This is a genomic window from Lysinibacillus sp. NPDC086135 (assembly GCF_044746345.1).
GTDB lineage: Bacteria > Bacillota > Bacilli > Bacillales_A > Planococcaceae > Lysinibacillus.
This window is the reverse complement of record NZ_JBIVCA010000007.1, coordinates 142,725-159,670: the sequence shown is the minus strand read 5'-3', so window position 1 is coordinate 159,670 and position 16,946 is coordinate 142,725. Positions and strand designations below refer to the sequence as shown.

Sequence of the window (16,946 nt, the reverse complement as noted above, 5' to 3'; positions counted from 1 at the left end):
AAACCCGAAATTCCGCCGCTAATCAAGCTAAGAACGCCGCTAAAACCCGAAATTCCGCCGCTAATCAAGCTAAGAACGCCGCTAAAACCCGAAATTCCGCCGCTAATCAAGCTAAGAACGCCGCTAAAACCCGAAATTTCCGCCGCTAATCAAGCTAGGAACGCCACTAATCAAGCTAGGACGCTAACAAGTCTACTCATAAAAAAGTAACCATCCATAAAAATGGATGGTTACTTGAATGTTTTATTTATTAAATATCCGCACAAAATTCAATAGTGGTTTATAGTTTTTACCCGCGAGTCCGATGACTTCAACCAAAATTTCAATTGCAGTTAAAATGACAGCTACGAGTAAAATGGCACCCCATACTTTTGCCATTGAGAAAATGATGGCTGCTAAACCAAACATGATGGCAATCCCATAAATAATGAGTACTGTTTGACGATGTGTGAAGCCCATATCTAGTAAACGGTGATGCAAATGTGATTTATCTGGATCAGACCATTTTTTCTTCATACGTACGCGACGAACAATCGCAAAGAATGTATCAGAAATCGGCACACCTAGTATAATAACTGGGATAATTAATGTTACGACCGTAATATTTTTAAATCCAAGCAATGCGAGCACCGATATCATGAAGCCTAGGAATAAGGCTCCGGTATCTCCCATGAAAATTTTCGCTGGATGGAAATTGTAAAATAAAAATCCAAATGTTGCTGCCGCTAAAATGGATGCGATAGCTAAAACGAACATATTGCCCATAATAAAAGCCATGATAGCTAAAGTAATAAGGGCAATCGTTGACACACCTGCAGCTAGGCCGTCTAAGCCATCAATTAAATTAATGGCATTTGTAATACCAACAATCCAAAGAATTGTTAAAGGGATACTTAGTAATCCAAAATTTAATTCACCTACAAATGGTAAATTAATCATCTCAATTTGAATTCCACCTACAAAAATAACGATAAGTGCCGCAACAAGCTGACCAATTAATTTTGCTTTTGCAGAGATTTCACGCATATCGTCAATGACACCTGTTGCTACGATAATACAAGCTCCAATTATAATTGCCAGTAAAAAATCGCTACCATTTTCATTGTATATCAAAATCGGCTGGAATATAGCCACAGCTATTAAAAACGCAAGGAAAATCGCCAATCCCCCAAGTCTTGGCATAATTCGTGCATGTACTTTTCGATAGTTTGGTGCATCGACAGCACCTATTCTGAATGCTAATCGTTTAACTAGTGGAGTTAACAATATTGAAGCAACAAATGCTGCTATTAAAGACACGTAGAGCATGTCTCTCCTCCTCAAAAAAATAATCTACATTTAAATTCTAATTGATTATAGCACGAACAGACGCCGAAATATACTTTTTCTATTTATTTTCCACCATTTCACAAATATTATTCCTCTTTTTCGAATTGGAAGAATGCTGCATGTCAAATGTAGTCATCATTCGTAAAATTTGATAAAATAATGTTGTGTCTAGCATTTAGACAACTTAAAAGGAGCGTAAATTTCATGTTCTCAATTTTTAAACGTAACAATGAGCATACTAGTGCTCGTCAATTAAAACGCTACTATAAAATAGTAGATCAAATTAATAGTCTTGAAGAAAAATATGTTAATAAGTCAGATGATGAATTAAAAGAAATGACTTTTATTTTCAAGGATCGTTTAGAACAAGGTGAACCAATTACATCTATCATCCCAGACGCATTTGCTGTTGTACGCGAAGCCTCAAAACGTGTATTAGGTATGCGTCATTTTGATGTACAGCTTATCGGTGGTCTTGTTTTAACTGAAGGCAATATTGCAGAAATGCCTACAGGTGAAGGTAAAACGCTTGTCGCTTCTCTACCTTCGTATGTACGCGCATTAGAAGGTAAAGGTGTTCACGTTATTACTGTTAATGACTATCTAGCTAAGCGTGACTACGAGCTTGTCGGTCAAATCCATCGTTTCCTTGGTTTAACAGTTGGTTTAAATATACCGATGATGGAGCCGGATGCCAAAAAAGAAGCCTATAACGCAGATATTACATATGGTGTAGGTACTGAGTTCGGATTTGATTACTTACGCGACAACATGGCTCACAGCTTGGCTGATAAAGTACAGCGTCCTTATCACTTCGCCATTATCGATGAAGTCGATAGTGTACTTATTGATGAGGCAAAAACACCACTTATTATTGCTGGGAAAATGGCTGCGAATGATGAACTACATCGCATTGCCTCTATGCTAGCTAAACGTTTTAAAGAAGAAGAAGATTACGATTTTGATGATGAAACAAAAGCTACTTCTTTAACAGATAAAGGCATTGAAAAGGTTGAGGCTGCCTTCAATGTTGATAATCTATATGATCTTGAACACCAAACACTTTACCATTACGTGATCCAAGCAGTGCGTGCCCACGTAATGTTCAAGCGTGATGTTGATTACATCGTAAAAGATGACAAAATCGAGCTTGTTGATATGTTCACAGGTCGTGTTTTAGAAGGTCGCTCGCTATCTGATGGCTTACACCAAGCAATTGAAGCAAAAGAAGGCGTAACGATAACTGAAGAAAATAAAGCACAGGCACAGATTACAATTCAGAACTATTTCCGTATGTATCCGAAGCTTTCTGGGATGACGGGTACGGCGAAAACTCAGGAAAAAGAAATCCGTGAAGTATACGGCATGGAAGTTATTCAAATTCCAACAAACCGTCCACGTCAACGTGTCGATCAGCCTGATATTATTTTCAACAAACAAGAAGATAAATATAAGTTCGTAGCTGCTGAAGCTAAACGTCGTCACGAAAAGGGACAACCTGTTTTAATTGGGACAACGTCAATTCTACAATCCGAGACAGTGGCCGAATACTTAAAGAAAGAAGGCTTAAAATTCCAATTGCTGAACGCTAAAACTGTTGAGCAAGAGGTTGAGCTGATTTCACAAGCTGGTCAAAAAGGTCGTGTGACTGTAGCAACAAATATGGCTGGTCGCGGTACAGATATTGTGCTAGATGAAGCAGTTCACAAACTTGGAGGCTTATATGTCATCGGTACCGAAAAGCATGAAAGCCGCCGTGTAGATAATCAGCTGCGTGGTCGTTCAGGTCGCCAAGGTGACATAGGCGAAAGCCGCTTCATTCTCTCTATTGAAGATGATATGTTCCGCCGTTATGCAAAAGAAGAGGTTGAAAAATTCTCAGAAAAAATGGTTGTCGATGAAAACGGCATTATCCAAAATAAAGAGGTTCAAGAACTTATTAACCGTACACAACGTATTGTTGAAGGCTCTCAACACGGTATGCGTGAATACAACCTAAAATTAGATGATGTTATCAATGACCAGCGTACAGTTATTTACGGTCTACGTGATAAAATTTTAGCTGGTGAAGATTTAATGGGTGAGCTGAAAAAAATGCTAAGTGAAACGGTTGATTTTGCTGTTCGCGAAGCTGCTTCAGATGAACTCCCTTCAGTTGAATGGGATTACGATCAAATGGAAAGCTCTCTCAATTCACTATTTATTACTCCTGTCACAATAGATCGTGAAGTGGGTAAAGTAAAGCAAATTTTAGCTGATATTCAACCTTCTGAACAAGAGTTGCTTGATCGCATGGAAAAATTCGCTGATAACGCAGAAGTAATGACTATTATTCCGAATGTGATGCTAAGCTACATAGACAGTGGCTGGGTAAAGCATTTAGAAAACATGGCCCACTTAAAAGAAGGAATCGGCTTACGCCATTACCAACAAGAAGACCCGATGCGAATTTACCAACGTGAAGGACTTGAATTATTCGGAAGGAATTTCCAAGAATTACGTCGTTCTATTATTATTGAAATTACAGGCTTCATGAAAATGATTGAAGCACAAATGGAGGTACAATAATGGGCTTATTCTCATTCTTTAAAAAATCAGACAAACTTGGGCAAGAAAATACAATCGACTCTAAAGATTTACTGCAAAACATCAAAGTCGAAAATACAGACAATAATCAGGATGTTGTGACGAAATTATCTTACCATCCAGATTGGGAAGTGCCTCAAGAGCAAAAATATATTTTTAACTTCCTTGCTAATGAGCTAGAACCATTAAAGCCAAATCAATTATCACTTTCTTCTATTAGTATAGAAGAAGACATGCGCTCTAAAAAATGGCAAGTACGTGCATTTTTCCGCTCATCATTATCTCAAGCAATTGAGCTTGGTGAAATTGAGCTGTTTATTATGGATAAAAATGACGAGCTTGTAGCATCTAAAAAATTCGACTTTGCAGCACTTGGCACAATTCCAGCAGAAAGTGCTCGTCCATGGGTATTTGAATTTGAAAAATCAACGATAAAAGTCGATGAAGTACCAGAAGATGGCTGGAAAATTGCGTTCAACCTTGTTTCCCTTCGCGGTCACCAATTAGAATTAGACCCTTCATGGGAGAAACAACTACCTGAAGCGCAAAAAGAGGAACTTGCAAAAATCGTAAAAACTTTACCTAAGTTAGGTGAAACAGAAGTAAATTTCACCGGCCTACAAGCGAAACTTGCTGATAACGGTAATTTAAATGTGTCTATCTTCATTCGTAACGGACATAATAAAGCGATTAACCTAGAACAATTACCACTAGAAATTATTGACGCAACAGGCAAACAAATTGCTAAAGGTTCATTTAAAATGGATCCAATATTAACTGTACAACCAGACTCAACAAAGCCATGGACATTTATCTTCCCTGCAGAGCTTGTTAACGCAAAAGAAGCCGATCTTTCTCGTTGGACAGCACGCGTAACACAATAAAATGTTGAAAACCCTTCTTTTTTTAGAAAGAAGGGTTTTTTATTTGTTTATTTTCTTATCAGTGATGTCGATGTTCTAACCGCGATATTTGGTGTTTATCAGCGGTTCTGACTCTCTTATCAGCGTTGTTTCGTTTTCTATCAGCGGTTCTGGCTCTCTTATCAGCGATGTTTCGTTTTCTATCAGTGGTTCTGGCTCTCTTATCAGCGTTGTTTCGTTTTCTATCAGCGGTTCTGGCTCTCTTATCAGCGATGTTTCGTTTTCTATCAGCGGTTCTCGCTCTCTTATCAGCGATGTTTCGTTTTCTATCAGCGGTTCTCGCTCTCTTATCAGCGATGTTCCGTTTTCTATCAGCGGTTCTCGCTCTCTTATCAGCGATGTTCCGTTTTCTATCAGCGGTTCTGGCACCTTTATCAGCGTTGTTCTGTGTTCTATCAACAACTGTTCGCCTTCATTCCTGTCTTTTATCTAACTCCATGAAAAAAGCGATTATTGCGTATTTGCAATAATCGCTTTTACTTTATTTAATAGTGTCGAAACGTTTATAAGCTACTAATCTTGTAGACCAGTAAGAGAATGTAACGTCCGAAATTTCAACACCGTCTGACCCTGCATGGATAAATTTATTGTTACCTATATAAATACCCATATGAGATATTCCATCTTTATACGTATTTTGGAAAAATACTAAATCTCCCGCTATCGGATTTTTAACTTGTGTTGTATTGCCGTAGAAATATCCTTCGCTACTGTCTCTTCCAATTTTTAAACCACCTTGATTAAAGGCGTAGTAAATAAAGCCACTGCAATCTAGACCTTCAGATGTGTTGCCACCATAGAGATATGGTGTTCCTACTAATGAATTAGCTACATCCACTGTTTTCTTATAAATAGCCTGTCCATTAGCTGTAGGATCTTTAGACGTTACTGTTGATGTTCCCGCATCTGAAGATCCGTTATTATGTACTGTGTCATTCTCGGGTAATGAAGCTACTGGAGATAATTTTAACACTTGTCCAACGTAAATTGTGTCTGTCGTAAGTCCATTCCAGTCTTTAATGTCCTTTATTGTTACATTATATTGCTTAGCAATTTTGGATAATGAATCGCCTTTAACTACTGTATGTGAAACAGTTGCGGGCTTTGATGGTGTTGTTGGTTTTGGTGTTGTCGGTTTAGTTGTTGGATTTGAAGGTTTTACCGTATCATTTGTAGCTTGCTTTGAAACTTCAAGCTTTTGCGCGATGTAAATCAGATCATTCTTTAAATTGTTCCAGCTTTTTATGTCTTGCACTGTTACTTTATTGCTTTGGGCAATTTTAGTTAAAGTATCTCCTTTTTGCACGGTATATGTAGCTGCCTCTGCGGTCTGTAATGCTAAAAAAGAAGTAGCAATAGTGCTTAAAGCAAGGATTCTTAATTTTTTTGCCTTTTTCATATCATTTTGCCTCCGTTCGTGCTAAAATATTTCCTTGTGTGTCTATCATACTAGATATTTAAGAAATCAGAAATCAGAAAAAATGACTATTTTTCAAACAATTTATGAAAATTACTGATTCCGACAGATTCTTACAAATTGTAATAGAATATTAATTGCAAGATTAGTATTCATGTGATAACATACACTTCTGTATTTAAAATTTTTAGAAAGTTTAATCTTTTCAATTTTAAAGGAGTTTTAATTTTTATGAAGAACATCTTGCTTTTCATCAAAGAAAATTTGGCAGTAGGTTTACTATTATTTGCCTTATTTTTAGGTGCCGGAAATATTATCTTCCCCCCATTATTAGGTCAACAAGCTGGTGAACATATTACGACAGCAATGATTGGTTTCTTAATAACAGGTGTCGGATTACCACTATTAGCAATAGTTGCAATTGCGAAAGCGGGTGGCGATTTACAAATACTTGCTAATCGTGTCGGCCCTACCTTTGGTGTTATTTTTACATCAATCGTTTATTTAGCGATTGGACCATTTTTTGCAGTGCCGCGTACAGGCTCTGTATCTTATGAAATTGGAATTGTCCCATTTCTCCCAGAATCAGCAACAGATCATTGGGCACCACTTTTCATTACTTCTGTAATATTTTTTGCCTTTATACTATTCTTAGCTATTAACCCTTCAAAGCTTATCGATCGCGTTGGGAAAATTTTAACGCCTGTTCTATTGGCCGTTATTTTACTCCTAGCGATTAAAAGCTTTATTTCTCCAATGGGTGAACCAGGGGTAGCTATAGGAAAATACACTGAGTCACCGTTGACTGAAGGCTTTGTTCAAGGCTACTTAACAATGGATGTACTAAGTGCACTCGTTTTCGGGATCGTTATTTTGCAAGCATTGCGCGACATGGGTATGTCAAATACTAAAAAGCAAGTCAAAACGACAATTTTCGCGGGAATTGTTGCCGCTATTGGCTTATCATTTGTCTATATCTCACTTGGGCAAATTGGTAACACTAGTATTAATGCAATTGGTACTTTTGATAATGGTGGGAAAATTATTGCGAAATCAGCAGAAGTTCTTTTTGGCAAATTTGGGACTATCATATTATCTGCTACAATTTTACTAGCGTGTATATCTACTGCTGTAGGTTTATTGACTGCCAATGCTCAATATTTCCATAAACTATTTCCTAAAGTTTCGTATAAAACGTTTTTAGTAATTTTCACAATTTTCAGTACTGCCATAACAAACGTAGGTCTTTCTACAATTATTAGTGCATCACTACCTGTATTATTAATCATCTATCCGCTAGCGATGGTGTTAATGGTTCTGTCGCTTTTCGATACCTTCTTTAAAGGTGGGAGAATTGTCTACATTTTAGCATTAATTCCTACATTCTTTGTTAGTTTGAATGATGGTTTAAAGGAAATGAAAATTACAATTGCACCATATGTGAACATTTTGAAAACTTTGCCATTATACGAGCAAAGTCTAGCATGGCTTGTACCTGCAATAATCGGTGCGCTTATCGGCTTGGTCATTCATAAGTTCACAAAAAAATAAAAGAGACTTATTTAATTTCTTCATCTGACTAGAATCTGATTGCTTTTTGCGAATAAGCTTCAAGCTTCTTTTAGACAACGACTGTCTAGGAATCTTGCCTAAACTTACTTTTTCGCAAATGGCTAGCAGATTCTTTTTTTGTAGGTAACCCCCTCTTTTTCCTATTCACGGTTATATGGAAATTCATGTATAATAAAGCTAATTAGAAAAGAGGTGTCCCATGAAAAAAATATTGTGGTCTTTTGTATTCGTTCTATGCTTTTTCATCATTCCATTGACAAATGCTTCTGCTGCAAGCAATGAACAACAGCTTGTAAAGGAAATCAAGGCAATTATTGAGGAAAATTATGTTGGAACCATCCACGGAAATTTGCAAAAAGCTAAAACAATTCCTGAAATCATTGATATGCTAGATCCTTACTCCACATATTTTACGAAAAATGAACTTGAAGATTATATGAATAGCATCGATCTATCAACAATTGGAATTGGTGTAATCATCGAAGAACATGAAGATGGCATTCATATTTTACAAGTGTTTGAGGATAGCGGTGCATCTAAAGCCGGTGTAGTTGCTGGAGACATTATTATCGCCATTGACGGACAATCCGTAGTAGGAAGCTCTACCCAAGAAGTCTCCTCCTTATTAATTGGTGACGACAATACTAAAATAGAAGTGACGCTCCGGCATGCAGATGGTAAAACATCAACTACAACCATTACACGGAAAAAATTCACATTACCGAATGTGGAATCTACGTTACTGTTTGGGGATGTTGGCTATATTGCTATGTCATCCTTCTCAGAAGACGGTGCAAAGCTTGTCAAAGATGCGCTTATCCAATTAAAACAGCGTGGTGCAACCTCTTTTATACTTGATTTACAAAACAATGGTGGAGGCTATGTATCAACAGCTGAGGAGATTGCAGGGCTATTCCCGAAAGCAAAAATTGCCTACTTACTGGAAGAAGCACATGCCTCTTATAAAATACGTGCAGTCAATCAAAACGAAAAATTCCCAGCTGATACACGTATTCTAGTAAACCGTTATAGTGCTAGCGCCTCTGAAATGTTAGCAGCAACATTACAAGATCAGCAATCTGCTATTTTATACGGAGAAACTACGTATGGAAAAGGCTGTATGCAAGGCTTTTTTGAACTGCAGGATGGTAGCTATTTAAAGCTTACAATTGGTAATTTTACAGGTCCATTAGGGAAAACGATTAATGAGGTTGGGGTAAAACCGAACGTCCAAACAAAGACCGCTCCTATTTACCAGGCACATTATGATGCAATTAAAGCACAATATACAAATTATAAAGAGCTTGAAAGCTTGAAAAATGTACCAACTTCTAAAACATTTACTGTGAAATTCTCACAAGCACTCGCTTCGCAAATTGCTGAAGATAGTGTACAACTCGTTGCTTTAGGCGGTAACGAAGTACCCATTACTACAAAAGTTGATGGTCATTCATTACTTGTTACTCCATCAAAACCATTAAACAGTGGGCAAGAGTATATGCTACTCGTTCATCCATCTATTCAAAAAGAAACAGGCAATAAGCTTCAAAAAGGCGTTTATCTTCATATTACAGTTAAGAAATGAAAAATTCCTCTCACCTTATATGGTGAGAGGAATTTTCATTCAATTTTTTTGTATTTACTTCTCTTAAAAAGTATAAATGAACTAAGTCGCTTGCTAACTCGCATGGCTGTTTTTTTTGTTCAAGTAAATTTGTTAATATTAAACGCTCTAAGGACCCTACAAAACTATCTACAACTATGTTTATGTCTGCACAATATGATTGTAATATATGGGCACATTCATAACGATGTATAAGGTGAGTAAATTGCTGTGTAAGTCGAGATTTAACTACAAGTGACTGCTTAGATTCAAATAATCCAATTTTTGTTAATTTAGGGTTATCAATTATATAAACGAATAACATTTGTATTTTTTGCTTTAGCTCTGTAACAAAGCCTTCTAATCCCTCTTCACCTTCTACTGATTGTTTACTCATAATTTCATCAAACCCTTGCTGAAATCGTTTATTCAGATTGGTGTAGAGAGCATCCTTACTTTCAAAATATAAATAAAAAGTTGGCTGTGTTACATTCGCGGCTTTTACAATGTCACTAATCTTTGTATCATGATACCCTTTTTCAGAAAATAACTCTAAAGCCTTTTCAAGCAATAATTGTTTACTTCGTTCACCATTTGAATTAACCTTCCTACCTCTTGCCATACTTCCCACCTTATCTAATTTGTAGTAGTCATAGTCCTTTAGGCATCACTAAAATAATGCCAATTTATCCATATGTTCATAAAAAATACCACTATTAATTAAACTAATTATAATACAGCTCCTATTTTTTCACTATAAAATATTATAAATATAACAAATTTTTTGCAGATAGTGCTTATAGTGTCCAATCAAGTTTTATTTCTATCAACGACAAAAACAGGTGTGTTAATGACCTTTTTTCCACTCGATTTAAATAGAGGACACTGCTATCCACTAAAGGCTACTCGCTTTTCCACTGGGGCCTAATGGGAGCACCTTAGTAAAATTCCTTATCGAACAACAATAAGCATATCAACACACCTGAAAAATAAAAAAAGTGGGTATCCAGTGCTTTCTAAGATACCCAATTTCCCCTATTATTTTAAATATTTCCGTTTTAGTTTATCACTAAATTCTTTTACTTCTTTCACGCCAAATAATAAGTACGAGCCAACAACTACTGCACTAAAAATAACAAGTCCTACAATAAAAGTTAGCCATATGTTGTCAAATACTAAAAACTTGCTTGAAAAATACAAAACAATCGTGATAATAATCATTGGCGGAACTGATCTGAAAAATTGCAGCTCTTTGCTAAAGATCCCCATTTTCAAGTCATATTTATAGGCTGCATAAATAATTAGCATAATAAAGTTTGTTACTGAACTCACTAATGTACCCCATGCAATTGCTTCTGCTCCACACTTATCAACAAGTAACATAATAACGGCAATGTTAATAACAAATACATTTATTAAGCTGAAGATAACAGGTGCCATTGAGTCACCCTTTGCATAATAAAAGCGCGTTATATACCCGTTTGCAGCTAAAAAATACATCGATAAACAGAAGATTGCCAGTACTGGTGTAGTAATTGCAGTTGAAATTGCATCAAAATTACCACGTTCATAAACAACCTGCACAAGATTCTCTGCATAAAAATATGAGTAGACTGTTACAGGATAAAGTAACAACAATAGATAATGTAGCCCTTTTGAGTATAAGCTTTTAATGGAAGCAAGGTCATTCTCTGCTTCTTTTTGACTCAAAATTGGAAAGATAACTGTCGTTACTGCTGTAATTAAAATTGCTTGCGGGAATTGCATAAGCCTTGATGCATAGTTTACAGCAGCTACTGCCCCTTCAGATAACATTCCTGCAAAAACACGCTGTAATAATGCATAAATTTGAATGGTTGCCCCACCGAGCATAATCGGTAAAGTCATTATCCACAATTGCTTTGATGCAATATTTCGTTCAAATGAAAAACCAACCTTAAATGAATCCAACTTTCGATATCCAATAATCAGGAAATATACCATTATTGCTGCACTGACTAATGCACTAATACCATATCCAATTGGACCGATAAAATAGGCTAAACCTACAGCAATCACTAAAAAGATTGCATTATAAATTAAAATCGCAAAGCTAGACAAATGGAATTTATGATTTGCGTTTAGCAATCCACTATACCATGAGGACAATACGAGTAAAATTGACGAAGGCATCATCCAATAATATAGATTTTTAGCTAAATCTAACTCACTTTGACTAAACGTCTTTTTATTTTTACTTTGGTTAAACATCTCCATAATAGGGTTAGTAAACGCTAACATTAGAATTGTCATTATTGAAACCGTTAACAAGACAATTGTGAAGGACTGTTTAACAAATAGCGCACGATCCGTTGTTTCCCGATTATAAATTGAGATAACAGCAGTAGTAAATGCACCACCTACGACTAGATATAAAAAGTTTGGAATTGTGTAAGCTGTGAAAATACTATCAGCAATATGGGTACTTCCATAGTAGTATCCGATAATCATTTCACGTAAAAATCCGAATACACGGGCCACGACATTAATAATCGCAACTGCCCCAACTATTTTTATAAATTTATTCATAGGCCATCCCCACCTTCAATGGCCGACTTATAAATCTCTATACAACGAGCTGTTATATTTTTTTCATCGTGAATGTTTAATACTTCGTTGACCGCTTCACGATTCATATATTGTTCTTTTGGCGTGTTCACGGCACGCAGCATCTCCTCAGATAAAACCATCGCATTTTCGGGCTCCACTAAATGCCCTGCGCCCTCTCCAAGCAAAGATACAAGTCCGCCTACATTAGAAGCAATAACAGGTGTATCTGTCGCTAATGCCTCTAATGCCACTAATCCAAAACCTTCTAAATGGGATGGTAATACAAAGACATCACTTGCTTGGAACCACTTTACTAGTTCTTGTTGTTTTAGTGGATCTATAAATTTGACGTCTTCACTGATTAATGGTTGCAATGATTGGAAAAATGCCTGGTCTCTTCTAGAACCTACAATATTTAACTCTAAAGGCCGAGATACTTTTGTTTTTAACATTTGGAAAGCCTGTAACAACTCTTCAACGCCTTTTTGTTTTATAACATTTCCTACAAATAAAAATCTGAATGGCTCAGTAGCTAATTGCAGTTCTTTGCACACTGCCACTTGATTTCCTTTTGTGAAAACCTCACGATTCACACCCATGCTAACGACAGAGATTTTACCTTTTTCAATCCCAAAATCTTGTTCAATTTGTTGAGCTAAGACAGGACCTACTGCGATAATATGTTCACTTTCACGTAAAATACTCTCTGTCCAATTGCGAATTCTTGCGTTCTTCTTCGCCATGCGCTCAATATCACCACCATGAGCAGTAACAATAAATGGTATACCAAACATTTTCTTTAATAGGAGCGACAGCATACCAGATGGAAACACATAATGTGCATGTGTGACATCAATAGACTTTCTGTTTTTTAAGCCTTTCATCAATGTCGATAAACCCCATTTTGTATATTTCATAATGGTGTTCTTCTTACCGGTTGCCGGATTAGTATTTACAGATATATCTACGTCTAGTCCTGCTTTTTCAAGAGCAGTGACTTGGTTTTTCACAAAAATACCGAATGATAAATGATCAGATGTTGGATACATATTACTAATGACGAGTATTTTTTTCATAGACGTGTCACTGCCTTTTTCATTAATTCCTGACCACGCATGGCCTCTTTATGAATATGGGTAGCAATTTGTTTCGTCTCCGCAATCGACTGGTCCCAATTACTACTTAGTTTGCCAACTAATGTGGCTAGAGCCTTCACATCATCCTCTATATCCTGCATTTGTAAGCAACGATCTGATACGCCTACAAAGGACATAAAATCTTGTACTTTTGTATGATAGGATATCGCAATAATCGGAGTTTCTGAATTTGTTGCTAAAATAAGCGAGTGCAGACGTGTACCGATAATAATATCCTGTTCCTCAGTTACATCAAGTAATCGCTCCGGCACCAAATTTTCATCAATAATTTTTGTGTGTGCACGTTGTTGCATTTTTTTCTGAATATCCTTCGTCACAGTGACGTCCTGCGGGTATTTTGTGGCAAAGAATGTAATTTCGACATTATGCTCAGAAATTACATGATCTAAATTTTTCGCCATACCTGTAACATACGCATCATATTTTTCAACATTTCCTTCTGGCCAATAGTTTGCATTATAGTACGGAACCGCTGATACACCTATTTTAATTGGTTTTTCGGCGTAATGTTGACGATCACCTTTTAATGTAAATGCAGGATCACCAATAATATCTATTGGCTTTTTCACCCCAATACTTTGCAAAAGCTTTTTAGACTGGGGATCACGTACAGAGATATTTGCTGCATAACGACACATTGCGCGAATACTAATTTTCCCAGAAATCGTATCAAGTGGTCCAGCGCCACATCCGTAAATAATGTAGGGAACATTACTTTGCTTTGCCATCATTGCATACGCTCCATACAGGTGAGCCTCACGTTTATAAAAATCCATTAAAATACCACCACCACCAATGATGAGGAGGTCAAATGTTGATACATATTGTTTATTATTTTTATAGGTATGGATAAACGTTTTAAATAAATTACTCTTCCTGTAATACAATGGATAGCTATGTACCCCATAACGTTCGGATGTTTGTTGTGTGTTATTACTAAAAACGGTAATGTCATCATTAGTTACCGAAAATGTTTGTTTTACTTGTTGAAGAATGCCGTATAATATTGATTCATCACCATTATTATCATTGCCGTAATTCCCCACAATGCCTATTTTCATTAAAAAACATCCTTTTACTTTTTAATACTGAGATTATACCACAATTGCACATTTACGTTCTTTTAAAAATAGTAAATATAAGATGAGCTTCAAAAGTTGCTACTAATCTTGTAATATGTTTGCTCATCAACATAACGTAAGGTTGATTTCCGTCGCGGCTAGGCGCTTCCTTGGAACGTCCGTTGAGCCGTTAATCAACTTATACGGTTTCAATAAATATCAATTAAATATTTAATTGCAAGGTCCCAATCAATAACCTTTTTATTTAAAAGAGAAAAATAGCAAACTAGGTAACACGACTAGTTTGCTATTTTTTAAATGCTAAGCCATTCTTTAAGGACGACTATTATTGATTAATTGCTCTATAAAGGAATAATCCGAAATGAGCACGACTAATCGCTTCATCTGGCTTAAAGGTGTTATCACCATAACCAGTTGTAATTTTGTTTGCAGCTAACTGTTGAACATATGTGTATGCCCAATGATCCTTCGATACATCTTTAAAGTTAGTGCTGCTTGTTCCTTTTAGATTATAAGCTAATGCTACAACCTTCGCCATTTGTGCACGAGTTAAAGTAGCATCAGGATCAAAGACATTATTGCCCTTACCGCTCATAATGCCAGACTCAACTACAGCTGCGATTTGTTTATAATATATGTGATTCGCAGGAATATCCTTAAAGCCTGGATTTTTGACGTTTGATGTTTTTAAATCAAGTGCGCGACTAATAATAACTGCTGCATGTGCACGTGTAAGTTTGTCATTTGGTCTAAATGTGCCATCTGGATGACCTGTAATAATATTATTTTTTGTTAAATACTCAATTTCTTTATAGTACACATAGTTACTTGGAATATCTTTAAACAACGCAGCTTGTGCTACAGTTACAGTAGACTCTACACGTTTTGTTCCTAAAATCGCTACTACTTTACCAGTAGCACCTGGATTTTTAGCCGTAAATTTACCATCACTAGTAATCGTACCGATATTACCTTCTACAGACCATTTCACTTGTGATGCATTGTAAACTAGCGGTTTGCCACCGTCATCCTTTGCATCCATAGTAAATTTAACAGTTTCGCCTGCTCCTACTGTTTTTGACTTTGGTGCAATGTCCATTGTTGCTGGAGCATCTACTACTTTCACTTGGAATGATTGCATTGGTGTGCCATCGTGGTTGATGAAAATACGATCATCGCCAGCTGTCGTTGAAGTATAGTTCAAGCCGTTAACTTTTAAAGTATTATTCTCAGATGTTAGCGATACATGACCGTCTAATGGTAGCGCATTATAGTTTTCATCTAAAATATATTGTACTGCTATACTAGACGAAGCACCTGCTAAAAGAGTTGCATGGTTTGTACTATTCGTATATTTAATTTGTGTGCCTTTGCCAGTTGGTGCCGTACTTACAGCTTGTAATGTTGCGGACACAAGACGTTGCGCATTGCCTGCATTTAAAGGTAGGTTCGCTAATACGACATTATTATTACCGTAATTCCGAATACCCATCGTTGTTGAACCGCCACCATCTAAGTTAATTGCTCGATCAACACCAAGCGACACTAAATAGTTCGCAAGTTGAACCATATTCATCCCTGCGCTATGTTTCTGTTTTCCATCAACCGTAATAAAGTGTACTGTTTTTCCATTATTACTTGTCGCCACAATAGTACGTGCTGTAACCTCTGTTGCACGCTTACTAGATGTGCTCATCATAATGTAAGGTTTATTATCTTTTACTAAATACGGACCACTTGCCATGATAAATTTTGCATCCTGCCATTGCTTATCAATAGCGAAGTTAACACTCAACTCATCTCCAACTGCAATTTGGTTTAGCTTACTGTGCCAATCCCCACCTTGTAATGATACGACAAAGCCAGTTGAAGGGATGGATATTTTTTCTTTTGATCCATAAGGTGTAATTTGTGTAACTTTACCTGTCAATGTTTGACCAAATTTATTTTCAGTAATCGGAGCTCCTGTATCTACTACGATTTCAAAACCATATTCATTTGTATTTGTTGTTTTACTATAAAATTGTGGTGTGTAAACAATCCCTTCATATATATTACGTGCACGATTCATCCCTGTCATTTTATAGTCTTTACCTTTGTGAGAAAGGGTTACATTAAAATCAAAATAGTCAATGACACCACTGCCATCTGGAGATACACCAAAAGCTGTAGGGACATTCATATATTCATCGGAGCCGTTTGAAACAGCACCACCGTTTAAAATAACATTATCTTTACTTAGTAAAAATAATGGGAAACCTGCTGACATATCGAAGAAACTTGCATTAATAGCACCAACTACACGATTCCCCTCGCGTGAATTACGATTAGCATTTGCTACTGTCGATTCTCTGCCATTGACATTCGCGGGCATACCTAATTGTACTTCCGTCGTTTCGTCTACATTAATAGCAAGATGATTAATAGAATTTGTTTTGGTACTGCTGTATGTATATTGTTTATACTGCACACCATGTGATAATTTATATTCCTTTTTGACCGTTTGGGCAGCATAGGCATTTAACGGACTAACAACCATTGACAATAATACAACTAGAACTAGTAAATTTTTCGCTATTTTTTTCATTTTTTTGCGCTCCTGAGTAAAATGGAGCCTTCAACTCTCCCTTCACATGTTTTACTTCTACAACACTATCAAAAATATGACAAAATATCCATGGAACATTT

General features: G+C 36.5%; 12 protein-coding genes. 4 read left to right on the top strand and 8 right to left on the bottom strand.

All coding sequences use genetic code 11. From position 1 onward, the window contains the following. Positions 1 to 243: 243 nt before the first annotated feature. Entirely contained in the window at positions 244 to 1,308 is a 1,065-nt protein-coding gene (locus ACIPKN_RS11470) for a glycosyltransferase family 4 protein (RefSeq protein WP_132360504.1), read from the bottom strand. 225 nt (positions 1,309 to 1,533) lie between these two features. On the opposite strand from ACIPKN_RS11470, the gene secA2 reads away from it, so the two are divergent. Both secA2 and ACIPKN_RS11460 read left to right on the top strand, forming a co-directional pair. After that, entirely contained in the window at positions 1,534 to 3,897 is a 2,364-nt protein-coding gene (secA2, locus tag ACIPKN_RS11465) for an accessory Sec system translocase SecA2 (protein ID WP_400936095.1), read from the top strand. Beyond that, entirely contained in the window at positions 3,897 to 4,799 is a 903-nt protein-coding gene (locus ACIPKN_RS11460) for an accessory Sec system S-layer assembly protein (protein ID WP_400936092.1), read from the top strand. Before secA2 ends, ACIPKN_RS11460 begins: the two co-directional genes overlap by 1 nt. A gap of 75 nt (positions 4,800 to 4,874) precedes the next feature. Here the strand turns inward: ACIPKN_RS11460 and ACIPKN_RS11455 are convergent, their stop codons facing one another. Beyond that, the gene (locus ACIPKN_RS11455) at positions 4,875 to 5,237 is read right to left on the bottom strand and encodes a hypothetical protein (RefSeq protein ID WP_400936090.1); all 363 of its coding nucleotides are present in this window, start codon (positions 5,235 to 5,237) and stop codon (positions 4,875 to 4,877) included. Between the two features lie 82 nt (positions 5,238 to 5,319). After that, positions 5,320 to 6,237, bottom strand: a complete 918-nt coding sequence (locus tag ACIPKN_RS11450; RefSeq protein ID WP_400936088.1) for a C40 family peptidase — start codon at positions 6,235 to 6,237, stop codon at positions 5,320 to 5,322. Between the two features lie 249 nt (positions 6,238 to 6,486). Between ACIPKN_RS11450 and brnQ the strand changes: the two genes are divergently transcribed. Together brnQ and ACIPKN_RS11440 are read left to right on the top strand one after the other, a co-directional pair. Further along, complete coding sequence (gene brnQ, locus ACIPKN_RS11445; protein WP_400936086.1) at positions 6,487 to 7,806, top strand: branched-chain amino acid transport system II carrier protein; 1,320 nt, start codon at positions 6,487 to 6,489, stop codon at positions 7,804 to 7,806. Positions 7,807 to 8,026: 220 nt separating this feature from the next. Further along, positions 8,027 to 9,412, top strand: coding sequence for a S41 family peptidase (locus tag ACIPKN_RS11440; protein WP_400936084.1), 1,386 nt, complete (start codon positions 8,027 to 8,029; stop codon positions 9,410 to 9,412). A gap of 10 nt (positions 9,413 to 9,422) precedes the next feature. Here ACIPKN_RS11440 and ACIPKN_RS11435 read toward each other — a convergent pair whose 3' ends face one another. From ACIPKN_RS11435 to ACIPKN_RS11415, 5 genes are all read right to left on the bottom strand, one after another. Continuing rightward, positions 9,423 to 10,052 (bottom strand): TetR/AcrR family transcriptional regulator, encoded by a 630-nt coding sequence (locus ACIPKN_RS11435; protein WP_400936082.1) that lies wholly within the window; start codon positions 10,050 to 10,052, stop codon positions 9,423 to 9,425. A gap of 416 nt (positions 10,053 to 10,468) precedes the next feature. After that, positions 10,469 to 11,998 carry a murein biosynthesis integral membrane protein MurJ gene (murJ, locus tag ACIPKN_RS11430; protein ID WP_400936081.1) on the bottom strand — a complete coding sequence of 510 codons (1,530 nt, stop codon included), beginning with the start codon at positions 11,996 to 11,998 and terminating at the stop codon, positions 10,469 to 10,471. Then, a complete protein-coding gene (locus tag ACIPKN_RS11425) occupies positions 11,995 to 13,095 on the bottom strand; it encodes a glycosyltransferase (RefSeq protein ID WP_400936079.1) in 1,101 nt (366 codons plus the stop codon). The genes murJ and ACIPKN_RS11425 overlap by 4 nt, the downstream gene beginning before the upstream one ends. Continuing rightward, a complete protein-coding gene (locus ACIPKN_RS11420) occupies positions 13,092 to 14,237 on the bottom strand; it encodes a polysaccharide pyruvyl transferase family protein (protein ID WP_142509147.1) in 1,146 nt (381 codons plus the stop codon). Before ACIPKN_RS11420 ends, ACIPKN_RS11425 begins: the two co-directional genes overlap by 4 nt. Positions 14,238 to 14,583: 346 nt before the next feature. Beyond that, on the bottom strand, positions 14,584 to 16,845 hold the full coding sequence (locus ACIPKN_RS11415) for an S-layer homology domain-containing protein (protein WP_400936076.1): 2,262 nt from the start codon (positions 16,843 to 16,845) through the stop codon (positions 14,584 to 14,586). Positions 16,846 to 16,946: the final 101 nt, after the last annotated feature.